Here is a 15957-nt window from a genome sequence, read left to right on the forward strand (position 1 = left end):
GTTTATTTGTGATGGAACCACACTTTAGGCATCGTAGCTTGAATCTGCCGCCAACTGCGACGGACGATGTGCCAATGTGCCAAAATGTGCAGCATGATGCAAGCGAGAAACAAATAAGAAAACCAAAAATGTAAGCTTCTAGCAGTTTCGACTACCGCCTCGTTTTTGGCGAAGATCGGAGTGACCGTTGCGAGTCCGAAAAAAGGTACTTGACTACCGTAGGAGTTGGCAATCAGCAAGCCCGTTACGGGGGCAACCAACATCAACCCATAGAGGATAGCGTGTAAGGTGAATTGGAGAATCCAGGGGAATGTCAGTGTCGGTAAACGTCGCGAATATTTGCGCCATACTACCCGAATTAGCAGCAAAATCCGAGCGATGAGTAGCATCATCACCAAAACGCCGATCGATTGGTGAAAGACGGAGAGCAATCCTTTTGGGCCACTGTAAACCGCTCCCGTCTGAAGCCGAGCCACGATCGCGCCAGTAATATATACCAGTAAAAAACAAGCTGCCATCATCCAATGCAGGGACATTAGCTGTTTGAATATACTCGTTGTTCGTCCGATCGGTTCGATCGATCCAGTTTGTCGAGTCATAAAAATCACCTCATTTATTTAGTTTTGAATCGTTCATTTTTATGTTCCTAAACAAACTTTAAAAATCTATGAATGCACGAAAAATTTATCGAATAGCAAGTAAATAACGTGAGTTCGGGTTAAGAATCTCTGCTTCGTTATAGTCCCGCCAACGATTGAAATCGTGGCTAGTGCTGCAAAGTCCGCCTTCGCGGACTGAATTATTTAGTCCGCGAAGGCGGACTTTGCATTATGAGCAGAGACTTCAGTCTCTAGGCTCTTCTTATCCCGAACGCACGTTAAATATTTGGCACCTAAAAAGTTGAGGGGTAACTCAATAGCTTCCCCTCAGATGCGATCGAAATAGAACGTTTAGAACAGGCTAAAATCGCTACTAGAGAAACTGTTTAAGCTTTGTAGCCCCGCAGTTCCAGCTTGATTGGTGAGATTAGCAAGCACACTAATCGTTCCACCGTTGCCAAGATCCTGGGAATAGACGAGGCGATTGATTCCCAGCGTAGTATTGAAGTAAACAAACGCTCCTTCCTGGGCTGTAATAGCATTATTTGCCGCGATCGCCTTGGCCGCAGATGCAGCATTGGCAAATGGGTCGAGCATCACAATGAAGTTACCATCACCCGCGATCTCTGAAGTAATCCCTTTTTGGAAATCGATCCGATCGATACCGAGGTCGCTTCCTTTGAAAGCAAATCGATCGCGCCCAATCTGATAGTCAGTGATGATATCGGGTGTATTGAGAGCTTGAATGCCAGTGGTACCAACCAGGACTGGTATTCCTCCAGCAAAAACGTTGCCACCCATCACAAATCGATCGCTGCCGTCACCCCCTGTCAGCGTATCGATGCCTTCCCCACCAAAGAGAGTGTCGCGCCCTTTTCCACCTAGCAGGATGTCATTGCCAACACCACCAATTAGCACATCATTGCCGCGTCCACCATCCAATCGGTCATTGCCTGCTTCTCCTAATAAGAAGTCTTTGCCCCGTCCTCCAGTAAAAATATCATCGTTCTGGCTACCTAGACTGAAACTGGTGCGGCTAAAAGTAGATGTGTATGACTTAAATGGTGGGTAGTGGCAAGGTTGTTTGGCAACAGTAGTGGAAAGTCGATCGCTCAAACCTCCATACTTTAGATAAGACTTAACTGACTGGCTTAAATTTTTCATACTTAACTCCTAGAGTAATGTCATGACCTGACACGTTAGCGATAGCAATCGTTAAATTTGCTATCTGCATCCAGTCTGAAGGAGAAACTTTAAAAATCTGTGAATCTGCTATCTGAAATTTAAAAATTCGAGCGATCGAACTAAGAATGTTTGGTCGTCATATTTATCAATTTTTAATACTTGGATTGTAATTTAGAGAAAGTTGTTCTATGAGAAATAAATAGGATAAGCACAATTCATACAGCATTTTTCAGGTTGTTGAGGTACAACAGATCCCCTTTAAAAAGCTACCGTATCTACACAAGTCTGCTAGACTTCGTTTCTGGATCTAAATCCCCCCTAACCCCCCTTAAAAAGGGGGATTCTCTGGGATCTAAGTAATAAACTATACGCATCCATTCATCCTCTAAATTCAGCAACAAGCGTAAGTCATGCTAAATCGATCGCGATCGATCGCCATTAGTTAAGATCCTGAATCTGACATTCCAATTCCGCGTGTGCCATGAATTGCTGGAAAATTGTCTGGCTCTAAGTTCTCACCCTGTTTGAGCATCGGTAGTCTAGCTTGCATCGCGGCAATCTCTACTTGCTGCGATGCGATAATTTCTTCGGCAAGCTGACGCACGAGTGGATCTTTCCCATACAGCAAAACCAGCCGCGCCATTTCGACGGCTCCTTGATGGTGGGGAATCATCATTGCGAGAAAATCAACATCTACATTCCCTGTGATGCCAGGTTGGTGCATATCGGTCATCATCTTCCCCATGCCAACGTTCATCGCGTTAGCAAAAGCGGGATCGACTCCGAAATGGTGTCCAGCACGATCCGACTCGTCAGCCACCGCAGGAAGTGTCAAACATCCCAACAGGATCGATGCGATCGCCAAAAATCGAACCAAAAAGCGCATCATCGTCAATATCTCCAGCAAATTTTAACAAGAAGTAGGGGTTTAAATCCCCATCCTAACAACCCAATTCTCAATTCTCAATTCTCAATTAATTTAAGCAGTTTGACTCGGTGTACTAGGACGCACATAGACCAGGTTGATACTTTTTTTGTTGCGTAATTTACCAGAAGGTAATACCAGTTCGCCTAGTGGAATTTGGGTCATAAATATCGGTTTCTCAGGCATTGACACATCAAAAACGGTGCAGACAGTTTGTCCCGCAGCAGGCGTACCAGGTAGTTCATCTTGCTCGTGGGCAATGTAGAGACGAGTATGCTCTGGATTCGTCCACAGTCCATGTGCCTCCCGCCCATGTGTATAGAAGGTGCCAATGATGCGCCGTTTTCCTGGTGCTACCGATCGATCGACGATCGCCACCTGACTCGATGCAATCCCGCCCCTGCGATCGTCGATTCGCGCAAGCGTGATATAGGCAACTTTGCCTCGATCGTTTTCGACAAATTCGAGATGATTGGGTCGAGCGCGATCGCCCAAAGCCAGAAAATCTAAGCTGCGATATGCACCATCGGTGGCTCTGACCGAGACTGCATCAGCCAGCTTGTGAGAAAACCAAATTTCCCGACCATCGGGAGTCGTTTTCTGAAACGGCGTGAATCCAAAGCGATCGAATTCCCGCAGATCTATGCGAGTTTTCAGCTTGGGACGACTGAACCCACGCCGATCTGGGTTGACCGCAAAAACTTCAACGATCGGGACTTTTTGGGAAATCACAAAAGCCGTTTGACCGTCTTGAGAAAACCAAACTTGTGCAGGCCCGTCGATCGTCCGCAGATGTTGTCGGATCGCCCCCGTTGTCATGCCCTGTCTCAATGCACTCAGAGCTGCCTCGACTTCTAAAATAGCAATTCGATTTTCACCGCGCAGTGCCACCCACAGCTCCTTGCCATTTCGCGTAAAAGTCGGTTCGTGGGGTTCCCTACCTAGTAAAAGACCACTGGATAACCATTCGGAATTTACGGCTTTTCCTGGCTCCGCTAGCGGATTTGGTCGATTACCGATCGCTCGCCTAGTTGCCACATCAATCAGATAAAGATTGCTGGTGCCGCGTCCGGTCACAGCCAATAATCGCGAGTCTGGCGACGGTGCCGAGCCATGCAGGTGAATTGCGCCATGATAAAGCGGCTTAGAGATCATTGCGGCTTGAGTTGGCATCACGCCACCTGTCACAAACCGAAACGGAGGACGAGCATCTTCATCGAAACTCGTCAAGTTGATGGTTGTCTCCACCTGATTTGTCAGCGGATCGATGACAGATAATGTATTAGAATCTTCGTTGCAAATGAAGATGCCATCTTTTCCAGTTGATACTGTGGGTTTTGCTGGTTGGGATTGAATGCTAAATTGACTCAATGCAAATGTAGTGGCGATCGTTACGGTTCCTGCCATGAAATGCCGTCGAGTAAGCATCATGATGATTTTTAGTAAATTGTGCAAATTAACAGCAGTTTTTTAACCTCGATCGCAACTCTGACTAAATCGCGAGCAGTAATCTGGGATGAGTTCTAGTATTCAACTAAAACTTTAAAAAAGTGTGAATCTTCAAAACTGAATTGCAGTAGATTGCGGAAATACCTAACTAGCACTGTCTTTCGCTACTAAAGCATGACCCACATATACAGGCACTGAAAATAGGTCTGAACTGTGTTACAGACCAAAAATAACCTTCAGAGCAGCTAGCCCCAACGGTTAAGTATTCTATTTCTTTCGCCCATTTATCCAATAATGTATCGAATGGTGTTGATACGTATATCTTCCGATCGCCGTGAAGCCTTGCTACAGCGTGGTTGAAACAGCGTACATGGTCAAAGTAAGAATGGAAGGTACAGGACTCGAACCTGTGACAGCCTGCTTGTAAGGCAGGAGCTCTACCAACTGAGCTAACCTTCCGCATTTTTTTGTGCCTATACAGCATAGCTGAACTTTTGCAGTTAGTCAAGCAGATATCTGTGAGGTCGATCGGTGGGGTGAATACATTTGGATGCCACAGCTTACTCTCACTGTGATATATTTATTGCCAAGTCGCGATCGGTCGAAGAAGTATAGATAAATACACAGGTATTTTGTACCAATCTAGCATCGCTACCGATTGGGCGTAAAGTTCCAAATAACTGCTAAACGATGCGTATTGCTTTATTTACCGAAACTTTTTTACCGAAAGTCGATGGAATTGTCACTCGACTCAAGCACACGATCGCACAGCTCCAGCGACATGGCGATGAGGTGTTGATTTTCTGTCCAGAGGGTGGATTACGATCGTACTGCGGAGCGGAGATTTATGGATTGTCTGCCTTTCCTCTACCGCTCTATCCCGAACTCAAATTAGCATTACCGCGTCCAGAAATCGGTCAACAATTGGCAAAATTCCAGCCAGATCTGATTCATGTTGTCAATCCAGCAGTATTGGGACTAGCTGGAATTTTTTATGCCAAATCGACCCAAGTTCCGTTAGTTGCCTCGTATCATACTCACTTGCCCAAATATTTACATCACTATGGGCTAGGAGTATTTGAGGGATTGCTATGGGAGTTGTTGAAAGGGGCGCACAATCAAGCCGCACTAAATCTTTGTACTTCTAGCGCGATGGTGCAAGAACTCAGCGCACATGGGATCGAGCGCGTCAACTTATGGCAACGTGGTGTCGATACTGAAACTTTTCACCCAGACAAGGCAACGCCAGAAATGCGTCACTATTTGAGCCAAGGTGAGCCAGCAAGCCAGTTGTTGCTGTATGTTGGCAGACTTGGTGCTGAGAAGGAAATCGAGCAGATTAAGCCCATTCTCGCGGCAATTCCTGGAGCGCGACTGGCGATCGTCGGTGATGGGCCGCATCGAGCTTGCCTGGAGAGTTATTTTGCCGATACGCCGACGCACTTTGTCGGCTATTTGGGCGGCGAGAAACTAGCAGCAGCCTATGCTGTCGCCGATGCATTTGTTTTTCCCTCGCGGACGGAGACGCTGGGGTTGGTATTGCTTGAAGCGATGGCTGCTGGTTGTCCAGCGATTGCAGCGCGATCGGGTGGGATTCCAGATATCGTCACCGACGGTCAAAATGGCTATCTGTTCGATCCGCAAACTCCTGAAAGCGCGATCGTCGCGAGTCAAAAGCTCTTTGCAGATCCAGCAGCTAGTCTCAAGCTACGGAGAAACGCCAGAGCTGAAGCGGAGCGGTGGGGCTGGTCGGCGGCGACGCAACAGTTGCAAAAGTATTACGATCGGGTGGTGAATGGTGGGTGGTGAATGGTGGGTGGTGGATGGGTAGCAAACTATCCACAGCCATTCACTGTCTCAGTCTACTTCTAGACCGCCGCTAGTAAATTAGCCTGCCGCTCGATGAAAGCTAGTACTTCCTCAACTCCTTCAGCCGTCTTGAGATTGGTAAAGACAAATGGCTTCGCCCCCCGCATCTGACGGGCATCTCGCTCCATGATATCCAAACTGGCACCCACATGCGGCGCGAGATCGATTTTATTGATCGCCAATAGGTCAGATTTGGTAATGCCTGGGCCGCCTTTGCGCGGGATTTTATCGCCACCTGCCACATCGATGACATAAATCGTGGCATCTACTAATTCAGGACTAAAAGTGGCGGCGAGATTATCACCGCCACTTTCGACAAAAATCAGATCTAGATCGGCAAATTTTGTTTCTAGTTGTTCGATCGCGGCAATATTCATCGAAGCATCTTCCCGAATGGCTGTATGGGGACAGCCGCCAGTCTCTACGCCCACAATCCGATCGGCCGTCAATGCGCCCGCCCGTACTAAAAACTGGGCATCTTCTTGGGTATAGATATCATTGGTTACTACGGCAATCTGATAGCGATCGCGCAACCGTTTACACAACACTTCGACCAAAGCTGTTTTACCAGAACCAACAGGGCCAGCCACCCCAATCCGAAAAGGAGAAGTCATAATTTAACTGCGAAATAATCGACTATATTGGGTTTCATGAGCCATGCTAGCAAGTGCCAAGCCCCAACTACAACAAAAGAGTCGATCGTCAGGTAAATCTCGTGCTCGTGCGGCACAAGTCGCGATCGGTTCGGCTAGTTGGAGTAGCAATTGCTGACCAGCGGTTTGCCCCAACGGGATCAGCTTGACGCCTGCACTCACCATGTTACTCGCCCAACTGTGCAAGTAGCCCAGGGTAGCGGTAGATTCGTCAATTTGGGCGAGTTGTGCCGCGCGCGCAAAGACGATCGCAAGGTTCCAATCTGCGGTCATGCTCCAACCCGACCAATCGGCACGAGGATAGAGATCCTGGAGTAGTTTGAGCAGCGATCGACCCATTTGCCAATTTTGCTGTTGCAACTCGGCTGTCTCACGGGTGGCTGATAGCCACTGGTTCCAATACATTACCATGTCTCGATCGCCTTGACACTCCGCTCGATAAGCCCGTATTAAGATCGCCACTTCCAGGGAAATCGCACCAATTGCCAAAGATTCGATCAGCCAAAGTTGAAGATCGCCAACCGCTGAGATCGAGCCGCGATCGACCAATGTTTCCAATCCTTCCGAATAGCTATAAGCTCCCACTGGCAAAGCGGGACTAGTCAGTTGGAGCAGTGTCAATAAAGCTGTAGAGTCCATCATATTAGTGATGATGGTGATGGGGTGTAGCTTCATAAGCTCCAGCTTGTGGCTGAAAAGGTCGCTCGACTACTAGGACTTGCAAACCGCGTTGATGCAGCAGATCTTGTAAGACTGGATCGGGTAATAGATATAACCGATCGTCAGTAATTTCTAGTGGTACGTGACGATTTCCCAAGTGATAGACGGCTTGCAGCAAATCTAGGGGCTGTATAGCGGTCACCACCATGACTTGCTCAGGCTTCGCGAGGATTTCGACAACTAGCTCAGAGCCAGCAGCTTGCAACCTGTCGCCATGCCGTAAATTGGTACCTCGTTTGAGCTGCAAATAAACTTCCCGCCCACCATCAGTGACATGAGGATGACGGGATCTACTGCGTTCTTCAGCCGTGAGGGATAACCTGTCGGTTGCAACTAATTGGCTGTGGCGATCGAGTTGGGTGGTAAGCAGTACTGGCATATTTAAGCAACACTCCTAGCAAGGTTTGATAGATATCATAGTTGCTTTGGCGATCGGGAGCGATCGTTAACATCCCGAGTCGGAGCAATTCATCCCCCGATTCAGCATCGCCACGAGCTAATCATGAGCATCAGGATCTAAAAATTCATGACGAGCGGCTTGATTGGTGGCTAAGATCTCCTTAATTTCCGACCATTGTTTGGACTCGATCGCGTCAATAATTCCATCCAAGCGATCGCGATATCGATACAACGATCGCAATAAAGCATCCCGATTGTATTCTGCCATCATCTGCCCCATTTCGGGATTGCCAGCACCAACGCGACTAGTATCTCTAAAGCCAGTACTGGCAAACTTTTTGGCGAGATCGAGAATTAGCGGATCGGGTTCATTTAGGCAAGCAGAAATCGCACTCGCACTCACCATCACAGGTAGATGGGAAATCCACGCCACCGCCAGATCGTGTCGCTCGGGAGTAGTATGATAGACGATCGCCCCGAGCGATCGCACCAACTCATCGACTGTATTCAGGGCTGAAGGTACCGTTAGTGCCGTCGGGGTCAATACAAAAGGTCGATCGACAAACAGACCCTTCTCAAAGGCAGCAATCCCGCTCTCAGAGTTGCCAGCCATCGGGTGTCCGCCGACAAAATTCGACCACAGTGCGGTAGCGCGATCGACGATCGCCCCTTTGACTGAGCCAGCATCAGTAAGAATGGTATCGGAATGCAGATGGGGAATTAGTCGCTCGATCGTCGGCACGATCGCCGCAATTGGGGTACAGATAAAGACGATCTCCGTAGCTTGCAAACTCGCTAGATCGCAACTGGCGCGATCGCAAATCCCATCACGTTCGGCAGTTTCACAAGTAGCTTGCTGACGACTGACGCCAATTACCTCATGTCCGAGCTGGCGCAGATCCCAGCCCAGGGATGCGCCAATTAATCCAATACCAACAATGCCGATTTTCACTATATCTCTGGAAATTGATTCTACAACCGATCGAGCATCCAATTGTAGCTCGATCGGTTGTTCGGATAAGTAGGTAGACGCAATTATTTATCAGCTAGGTGATGCCTGAAACCTAGCTGGTGTGCAGCGGCTCCCGCTCCTCGGCTTTGCCGAGGGTTTAGGGAGACAAGACAGTGCCCACCCTACTGGCGTGACCAGACTAAAAATGTGGGCATTCATAACTCTGAAAAATACAATTAGTAATATTTTGAGCGATCGCTTTACCCACAGTTTTAGTCTGGTCGTCCCACTACATTACTACATTACTATGAAGCGTACTATCCACCATCCACTATTCACCACTTCAAATCGCCAGATAAGTTTTGGCTAAAATTGCAGCTTGGGTGCGATCGCGCAAGTTCAACCGATTCAAGATATTGGTGACGTGGTTTTTGACTGTACCTTCAGATATATATAGTTGCTGGGCAATCTCGCGATTGTTGGCACCGACAGCGATCAGTTTTAAGACTTCCAATTCGCGGGGCGTAAGTTCCGCCAATTCTGGCGGTAAAGTTACTTGAACTCGATCGGCACGATGGGCGATGACTTTTGCCATCATCCCTGGAGCGAGATGGGTATACCCGAGATGCACAGCGCGAATCGCGGCGGCAATTTCTTCAGACGGAGTATCTTTGAGCAGATAACCTTTGGCACCATGTTCGATCGCGGCGGTGACATAAGTATCGTCATCAAAAGTAGTCAGGACTAAAATATTGACATGGGGAAATTGCTGACAAATTTCTTTAGTTGCGGTGACTCCATCCATCACAGGCATCCGAATATCCATCAATACTACATCCGGCGCAAGTGCTTTGACTCGATCGAGTGCGACTTGTCCATTTTCAGCTTCGCCGACGATCTGGAGATCGGGTTCGAGTTCTAGCAGGGCTTTTAGTCCCTGGCGGATCAGATTTTGATCGTCTACGAGCAGGATGTGAATCATGAGTAGTCACTAATGAGGGGAATAACTGCGACGATCTGACAGCCCGCGCTGGGCTTGCTAACCAGCTCAAATTTGCCCTGTAATGATAATACTCGCTCGCGCATTCCTTGCAAGCCAAATCCGGTGGCGTTGTTGGTGGGGATAAAGCCGACTCCATCATCCGTGATGCGTAAGGCGATCTCCGTAGTGAGAGTGCGAATTTCGATCTCGACTTCACTGGCTTCAGCATATTTACTGATATTTGTCAATGCTTCTTGGACGATTCGATAGATAGTAACGGCGACAGGTGAGGGGAGATCGGGGGGGACATTGACATAGCAGGCGGGTCTAATCTGGTTCGATAGCTTGAATTCATCGGCAAGCTTGTACAGTGCGGTCTGGAGATCTTGGTTGTGGAGGGGGTCAGAGCGGAGCGTAGAGACGGATTGACGGACATCTCGCAAGGCGATCGAACCAAGTCGCTTGGCTTCAATTAGCACTTCCCGCGATGTTTCTGGTTTGAGATGGGCGAGTTTTACTGCCATTTCCAGATGCAGATTGAGAGCTGTCAGGGAGTGTCCGAGCGAATCGTGAATTTCGCGCGCGATCCGATTGCGCTCTTGGATGCTGCCATATTCTTCGGCTTTGAGCGCGTAGGTGCGGATGCGTTGATTGGCGATCGCTAGTTCTTCCTTGGCCAACTTTTCCGCCAAAATCCGGTCTACCAACAGTTGGAGACTGAGCAAGGCTCCACCAAAGAGAAACACAAAGCCCCACCGAAATCCCGATCGATCGCGTTGATTCGGCCCGTATTGTGTCCTGGTAGTTGACGATTGTGACTCGCTCGTCGCTATCTCAGTGCGATCGCTCACTCTAGTTTTGACACCAGCATAGCGACGAGATGAGGGAAATAAGTTGAGCGTTGTCAGGTATAGAGCAAAGATGCCCGCCGTAATCCATAACCGATATTGTCGCCCAAAGATCAAATAACTCCGGATCACGACAATCAGATAGAGCCAAGCGACTGGACGCATCCCCACCGCCGCCGCAATCAAAATCGGGATAATTTGAGCGATCATATATAGTACCCCGATCGTTCCAGAACCGGAAGGTAGGCGCAATCCCATTACCGCTACTAATGCGACAATCCCAATATTCAGCCATTTTGGTTCGAGAAATTGCCCATCACGAGGAGCTACTTCCAATGCCATGACCACTGCAAATAAAATCCACTCGATATATAGCAATAATCGCAAGGGATGGCGCGTGAGAAATTCAATCTTCATTCAAAATGGGGGCTGAGGATGTCGGCATGACTGGATAAACTTGGCATCTGTTTCGGCAGTCGCTAGTTAGCAAAAACTCCAGCGCGGCGAACCTAAACCGATCGAATGTTATTTCTTCTAACATAGCTGTATTTGTTCCCGATCGAGCGTTACCTTAGTCACGCTTTCAAGGAGTTGATGCCATGACTGAAGATAGGTTGTTTAGAGCGGGGATTCATGACCTTGGCTGGATGTGTAAACAGGAGTAGCAATCTTAATATAAAGACATGGCAATCGTGCCTCCTGCCACTCCAACCACCCCAACCATCCTGATTTCTCTGTGCTGATTAAACTAGTTAAATTACTACCACTGTTGGCGATCGCCTTTGCTGCTCCTGTATTTGCTGCTAGTACTCACACCAGCCACCGTCATAGCTCGCACGAGATTGCCTCCAGCGAAATAGGTAATCGCGCCAACCAGCTCAACCTCACTCCCGCCCAAAAGACCAAACTGGAGCGACTTAGAGCCTCGACGCGCACTCAGATCGATGCCATCCTGACACCCGGGCAACGTCAGCAATTTCAACAGCTCACCGCCCAACGCCAAGCCAATCGATCGCGTCGGGTGAGCCTGAACTTGACAGCAGACCAAACAGCCAAACGCCAAGCCATTCGCGCCGCTAGCAAAGCACAAATGCAGGCAATCCTTACTCCCGCTCAACTAGGTCAACTAGGTCAACTAGGTCGGGGTTGGGGTCGAGGTGGCGCGATGGCACGGTTGAACTTGACTGCCGAGCAAAAAGTCCAAATGCAGCAACTGCGAGCAGCTAGTCGCACTCAGATGGATGCAGTGCTCACGCCCGAACAGCAGAAACAAGCTCAAGCCCGCCAAGATCGCCGTCAAGCCATGCGGCGCAATTGGCAGAGCCTCAATCTGACCGCCGACCAGCAAGCCAAAATCAAAACGATCCGCCAAGCCAGCAAAGAACAGCTTGATACTATTCTCACTCCAGAGCAAAAAGCCCAACGCAAAGCTTACCGACGCGGTGGCAGCCAAGCTCGCGCTTGGTCTAGCTCTGAATTTCGGCGATCGATTTAGCTCCACTCATTATTTACACCGGATCTACTCATGTTAAAATTCCTCACGCCACTAGCACTCGCCGCTCTCACAGCCATCTCGATCGCCCCTCAAGCTCAAGCTTTTCCCATCAACATCGATTCGATCTCGATCGGGCAGTCGTCCAGATCTAACCAACCCCGAATCGTCGTCAAGATCGGCGGACAGCCAGAATACTCCAATCGCTGGAAATCACATTACCGCCACCGTGAGTCCGACCGCCGTCGCTACGATCCCTACTCTTACCCAGATCGTTACTCGGAAGGTCGCGGCAACTATTACCGCAACCGCTAAGATCTCTTGCCCGCAAAGATTGTCGTCCAGACAGAGATATCGCCTAGAACGAGCGCGATTGATGGTTCTAAATCGCAATCTTTCTACATCTAAGTTCGTACCATATACTTCGCACACCAATGTTAAAACTCACTTCACTCGCACTTGGTTTACTGACCGTCCTCACCATTGCACCCACATCTGAAGCGATCGCGGCAACTAATTATGTATCGCCGCTATCGCTCCAGCAGCCAGCCGCAGACCTTCGCGCCCAAGTTATTTTCAGGATTGGCACGCCACAATACCGCTATCGTCAAGCAGAGCTGCGTCGCGAACGGGCACGGGCACGGGCACGTCGTCGTGATGACCGCCGTGACGCTCGCCGTGACTATCGCCGTAACTATCGGCAGGATGGTATCTACCGTGGCAATCGCTAGAGGGTAGCAACTACCCAAGTGGTTAGGTAGATTCGGATCCACAGGCTTCTTGAAGAAGCCTGTGGATCTAGCCTCACTAGCAATGACCAGCGGCGGCTAGCAGCCATAACACCAGCCTTCTCCGATCGAGCGCGGGCTGGTTTTGGTTCCTATATCACTAGCCAAGACAGTTAAGACACTTTGCCTTTTAGTCTGCGGAGGCAGACTTTGCACTATGAGCGACGACTTCCAGTCGTTGTCATGTTTCAATCACTGTGGCGGTTGCTATAAATGTGTGCGATCGCCTCTACTCCCCTGACCAAACCATGACTAAAGATAGATAACCTCTAGCCAAAAGCATTACCTTAGCTGGATGATTTCAACTATCGATCGCCATAAAATCAGTCAGGCATCATTAATTTTTATTATCTAATCGGAATTTACTCATGCTAAAATTTGCGCCACTAGCGATCGGATTACTCACTGCATTGTCGATCGCCCCTACACCAGCAGCGATGGCTGCCAATAGTCATCCGCAGGCAGTGCCACAGCCAGCAGCAAACCGCCACGCCCAACTGATCATCAAAATCGGTGGCGGCGGCGGTCACTCAGACTATCGTCATCGCGATGGAGAATACCGCCGTCGCGAGTGGGAAATCGAGCGGGCGCGGGAAGCAGACCGTCGTCGCCATGAATACTATGCTCGTCGCCGCCACGAGAGGGAGCGACGTTACGAAGAGTATCGCAGTATCCGTCACGATCGCTATCGTGGTGAATATCGTGGCGAATATCGTGGTGACTACTATCGCCACTAGATTGAAAAATTCAGCTCCAAGAGTTGCCATGACATCATCTGTCAAATTGGAGAGTGTCCGCGATTAGCAGTTCAAGTACTAAAGATCGGTAGCTTCACTTTCAGAAATTCAGGTTAGATAAAATCAAGGCGATCGAATTCGATCGCCTTTGTTGTTTAAAAATTAGAGGCGATCGCTTATTGATGCCGATCGCGGATCGAATCGTTGCCAGCTAAAGTCAGACAATAACCGATCTGCTTGCTGATGCCAGACTAGATCGGCGATGAGCTTCGCGGTAATCGGCGTCAACAAAATGCCATTGCGATAATGTCCGGTAGCGAGGGTCAAATTCGCCTCGCTACTAGTGCCCATAATTGGCAATTCGTCTGGCGTTGCGGGTCGAAATCCCCACCAGGTTTCCTGGATGGGTAAGTCTCTAAGCTGCGGAAACAAGCGGATCGCATTAGTCATCAGTTGCTCCACGCCCGCAGGTGTATTGTGCGGTGCAAAGCCAGCATCTTCACTAGTCGCACCGATGACAATGCGACCATCTCGGCGCGGTACGATGTAGATCTCCTCGCCAAATAGCACTTGTTGCAACGGTAAATTGGCGAGTTGCGCTTCAGGCACCATTACCGACAACATCTGACCTTTGCGCGGCACGACGGGGATCGGCAGTAGTTGCTGCGACCAAGCCCCAGTAGCCAAGATATAATGCTGGGCGGACATTTCTCCCTCACTTGTCTCCAAGTGCGTCACGCGTCCCCCACTGCGGCAAATGCTAGTAACTTTTACCGCATCGAGCCACTTAACACCTAGAAATTGACACGCACACCAGAGTGCGCGTACTAGAGCGCGACTATCAACTTGTCCATCGGCTGGATACCAATAGCCCCCGACAATCGACTCACTCAAGCCCGATTGGTGGTGATGGATCGATCGCGGCTCCAACCAATCTGCATCTGTGTGGGTATGAGTGAGTCGCGGTGCCAAAATCCCACATTGCCAATAACCTGGATCTGCACCTGAAATCGACTCAATTTTCTCGCTCCACTCAGGATACAGATCGCGACTAGCCACACACAAATCCAACATTGCCCCAGCGGAAATTTGTTCTGCCTGCGGTGCCAACATCCCCGCTGCGGCATGACCTGCGGCAGCTTTGAAGTTGTGAGACACCACAGTCACGTCTGCGCCAAGTAGGCGCAATTCGATGGCGATCGCCAACCCGATCGATCCACCACCGATGATGATAATTTCATGTATGGACTGCATCGATCGATTTTTCACAGCAGAGATGTTGGCAATACGATACTCAATGCGATCGAGTCTAACTTAGATTGCGATCGGGTTGGCAGAAACTCAATCACTTATTGTTGTGGCTGTGCCATCGCATCAAGAACGTGGATTGAATACCCGATAACTCTTTCGCCCGCATCGGGCAATCGATGCAGGCTGCTGGAATGATGGCACATTTGGATCTCCCTAAACAGCATTTACTAGGACATCGATCTCCAGTGGTATTGCAACTCGGGTTGATGGCTCCAGTGCCGATTGCAGCAATACCGCCGCCAACCGTTGCGAGAAGCTCATAATCCGCTGACAACTCTCGGCATGCCAGACGCGGAAAGTACCATCGATATTACCCGCAACTAATGGCCCCATCACATAGCAATTTTTGCTAGCTTCAAAGTTTTTATCGATGACAAACCCCCGCTTTGAATCATTGGGCGTACAAATCTTGCGTCGGATCAAGTTTTGAATCAAAACCGATGAAGATGTGGTGATATCTTGAAATCCCGCACAATTAACGATTGCCTTAATCGGCGGATCGAGGACTTTGGGCGATCGATCTTCACTGGTGAGATATTTACAACTAGCTCCACCAGCGACTGCACAAAACCCGACAAATCTACCTTTAATCAACTCTAGTTTAGATCGGGCGACTAGATCGTCAACTACATCCAGATATTCACCACCAGCCCGCCGCTGGAGTTTACCGATTTCCACTGCATATCTCAGGACAAATTGTTTTTGTTCTGCAAAATCAAGTTGAGTTAATGCTTGAATTACTAACTTAGAAATATCGATATAGATATCTGAAATGTTGATATTTCTGGCTGTCGCTGCTGCCACTTCTTGGGTAACTGCTCCGAGGATTTGTTTGGCAGTAAAAGATGTGGATTTGACTAGATCCAACAGGTGCCGGGGACGATAATCGATGTGGACTACTTCCCGACCAGGGTGAACGCACTTAAATTTTATATTATTAAAAACGCTTGCGAATTAGTCATACATTTAACTTTTTAAATCTACACAGCTCTTGCCTACAGGTAGCTTGAGTTAATTAATTGTGCTAAATTGATTTAGAGTTTATATG

General features: G+C 48.9%; 17 protein-coding genes and 1 tRNA gene. 5 read left to right on the forward strand and 13 right to left on the reverse strand.

Annotated elements, in window-relative coordinates:
• Positions 1-2: 2 nt before the first annotated feature.
• From ACEW9I_RS24875 to ACEW9I_RS24895, 5 genes are all read right to left on the reverse strand, one after another.
• Positions 3-599 (reverse strand): cytochrome b, encoded by a 597-nt coding sequence (locus ACEW9I_RS24875; protein ID WP_373543020.1) that lies wholly within the window; start codon positions 597-599, stop codon positions 3-5.
• A gap of 351 nt (positions 600-950) precedes the next feature.
• Positions 951-1763, reverse strand: a complete 813-nt coding sequence (locus ACEW9I_RS24880; RefSeq protein ID WP_373543021.1) for a hypothetical protein — start codon at positions 1761-1763, stop codon at positions 951-953.
• Between the two features lie 463 nt (positions 1764-2226).
• Positions 2227-2673 (reverse strand): DUF305 domain-containing protein, encoded by a 447-nt coding sequence (locus ACEW9I_RS24885; RefSeq protein ID WP_373543022.1) that lies wholly within the window; start codon positions 2671-2673, stop codon positions 2227-2229.
• Positions 2674-2763: 90 nt separating this feature from the next.
• The gene (locus tag ACEW9I_RS24890) at positions 2764-4140 is read right to left on the reverse strand and encodes a YncE family protein (RefSeq protein WP_373543023.1); all 1377 of its coding nucleotides are present in this window, start codon (positions 4138-4140) and stop codon (positions 2764-2766) included.
• Positions 4141-4544: 404 nt separating this feature from the next.
• A tRNA-Val gene (locus ACEW9I_RS24895) sits at positions 4545-4617 on the reverse strand.
• A 231-nt stretch (positions 4618-4848) separates the two neighbouring features.
• Between ACEW9I_RS24895 and ACEW9I_RS24900 the strand changes: the two genes are divergently transcribed.
• A complete protein-coding gene (locus ACEW9I_RS24900; protein WP_373543024.1) occupies positions 4849-5967 on the forward strand; it encodes a glycosyltransferase family 4 protein in 1119 nt (372 codons plus the stop codon).
• Between the two features lie 59 nt (positions 5968-6026).
• Here the strand turns inward: ACEW9I_RS24900 and ureG are convergent, their stop codons facing one another.
• The 6 genes from ureG to ACEW9I_RS24930 form a co-directional block, all read right to left on the reverse strand.
• Positions 6027-6641 carry an urease accessory protein UreG gene (gene ureG, locus ACEW9I_RS24905; protein ID WP_373543025.1) on the reverse strand — a complete coding sequence of 205 codons (615 nt, stop codon included), beginning with the start codon at positions 6639-6641 and terminating at the stop codon, positions 6027-6029.
• A gap of 3 nt (positions 6642-6644) precedes the next feature.
• On the reverse strand, positions 6645-7322 hold the full coding sequence (locus tag ACEW9I_RS24910; protein ID WP_373543026.1) for an urease accessory protein UreF: 678 nt from the start codon (positions 7320-7322) through the stop codon (positions 6645-6647).
• A gap of 1 nt (position 7323) precedes the next feature.
• The gene (gene ureE, locus ACEW9I_RS24915; RefSeq protein WP_373543027.1) at positions 7324-7779 is read right to left on the reverse strand and encodes an urease accessory protein UreE; all 456 of its coding nucleotides are present in this window, start codon (positions 7777-7779) and stop codon (positions 7324-7326) included.
• 117 nt (positions 7780-7896) lie between these two features.
• Positions 7897-8751, reverse strand: a complete 855-nt coding sequence (locus ACEW9I_RS24920; RefSeq protein WP_373543028.1) for a prephenate/arogenate dehydrogenase — start codon at positions 8749-8751, stop codon at positions 7897-7899.
• A 343-nt stretch (positions 8752-9094) separates the two neighbouring features.
• Positions 9095-9733, reverse strand: a complete 639-nt coding sequence (locus ACEW9I_RS24925) for a response regulator (RefSeq protein WP_373543029.1) — start codon at positions 9731-9733, stop codon at positions 9095-9097.
• Complete coding sequence (locus ACEW9I_RS24930; RefSeq protein ID WP_373543030.1) at positions 9730-10998, reverse strand: sensor histidine kinase; 1269 nt, start codon at positions 10996-10998, stop codon at positions 9730-9732. Before ACEW9I_RS24930 ends, ACEW9I_RS24925 begins: the two co-directional genes overlap by 4 nt.
• 319 nt (positions 10999-11317) lie before the next feature.
• On the opposite strand from ACEW9I_RS24930, the gene ACEW9I_RS24935 reads away from it, so the two are divergent.
• From ACEW9I_RS24935 to ACEW9I_RS24950, 4 genes are all read left to right on the forward strand, one after another.
• Entirely contained in the window at positions 11318-12076 is a 759-nt protein-coding gene (locus ACEW9I_RS24935; RefSeq protein ID WP_373543031.1) for a Spy/CpxP family protein refolding chaperone, read from the forward strand.
• Between the two features lie 30 nt (positions 12077-12106).
• Entirely contained in the window at positions 12107-12388 is a 282-nt protein-coding gene (locus ACEW9I_RS24940; RefSeq protein WP_373543032.1) for a hypothetical protein, read from the forward strand.
• A 119-nt stretch (positions 12389-12507) separates the two neighbouring features.
• On the forward strand, positions 12508-12804 hold the full coding sequence (locus ACEW9I_RS24945) for a hypothetical protein (RefSeq protein WP_373543033.1): 297 nt from the start codon (positions 12508-12510) through the stop codon (positions 12802-12804).
• A 425-nt stretch (positions 12805-13229) separates the two neighbouring features.
• Entirely contained in the window at positions 13230-13598 is a 369-nt protein-coding gene (locus ACEW9I_RS24950; RefSeq protein WP_373543034.1) for a hypothetical protein, read from the forward strand.
• A gap of 162 nt (positions 13599-13760) precedes the next feature.
• Here the strand turns inward: ACEW9I_RS24950 and thiO are convergent, their stop codons facing one another.
• Positions 13761-14852 carry a glycine oxidase ThiO gene (gene thiO / locus ACEW9I_RS24955; protein ID WP_373543035.1) on the reverse strand — a complete coding sequence of 364 codons (1092 nt, stop codon included), beginning with the start codon at positions 14850-14852 and terminating at the stop codon, positions 13761-13763.
• Positions 14853-15062: 210 nt separating this feature from the next.
• Positions 15063-15776: a hypothetical protein gene (locus tag ACEW9I_RS24960; protein ID WP_373543036.1), complete on the reverse strand. Its 714-nt coding sequence runs from the start codon at positions 15774-15776 to the stop codon at positions 15063-15065.
• Between the last annotated feature and the right edge of the window lie 181 nt (positions 15777-15957).

It is taken from the genome of Chamaesiphon sp. (assembly GCF_041738855.1).
Lineage (GTDB): Bacteria > Cyanobacteriota > Cyanobacteriia > Cyanobacteriales > Chamaesiphonaceae > Chamaesiphon.

Coding starts and splice junctions, on each gene's coding strand:
- ACEW9I_RS24875 (WP_373543020.1), bottom strand. CDS start 599: ATGACTCGACAAACTGGATCGATCGAACCGATCGGACGAACAACGAGT.
- ACEW9I_RS24880 (WP_373543021.1), bottom strand. CDS start 1,763: ATGAAAAATTTAAGCCAGTCAGTTAAGTCTTATCTAAAGTATGGAGGT.
- ACEW9I_RS24885 (WP_373543022.1), bottom strand. CDS start 2,673: ATGATGCGCTTTTTGGTTCGATTTTTGGCGATCGCATCGATCCTGTTG.
- ACEW9I_RS24890 (WP_373543023.1), bottom strand. CDS start 4,140: ATGATGCTTACTCGACGGCATTTCATGGCAGGAACCGTAACGATCGCC.
- ACEW9I_RS24900 (WP_373543024.1), top strand. CDS start 4,849: ATGCGTATTGCTTTATTTACCGAAACTTTTTTACCGAAAGTCGATGGA.
- ureG (WP_373543025.1), bottom strand. CDS start 6,641: ATGACTTCTCCTTTTCGGATTGGGGTGGCTGGCCCTGTTGGTTCTGGT.
- ACEW9I_RS24910 (WP_373543026.1), bottom strand. CDS start 7,322: ATGATGGACTCTACAGCTTTATTGACACTGCTCCAACTGACTAGTCCC.
- ureE (WP_373543027.1), bottom strand. CDS start 7,779: ATGCCAGTACTGCTTACCACCCAACTCGATCGCCACAGCCAATTAGTT.
- ACEW9I_RS24925 (WP_373543029.1), bottom strand. CDS start 9,733: ATGATTCACATCCTGCTCGTAGACGATCAAAATCTGATCCGCCAGGGA.
- ACEW9I_RS24930 (WP_373543030.1), bottom strand. CDS start 10,998: ATGAAGATTGAATTTCTCACGCGCCATCCCTTGCGATTATTGCTATAT.
- ACEW9I_RS24940 (WP_373543032.1), top strand. CDS start 12,107: ATGTTAAAATTCCTCACGCCACTAGCACTCGCCGCTCTCACAGCCATC.
- ACEW9I_RS24945 (WP_373543033.1), top strand. CDS start 12,508: ATGTTAAAACTCACTTCACTCGCACTTGGTTTACTGACCGTCCTCACC.
- ACEW9I_RS24950 (WP_373543034.1), top strand. CDS start 13,230: ATGCTAAAATTTGCGCCACTAGCGATCGGATTACTCACTGCATTGTCG.
- thiO (WP_373543035.1), bottom strand. CDS start 14,852: ATGCAGTCCATACATGAAATTATCATCATCGGTGGTGGATCGATCGGG.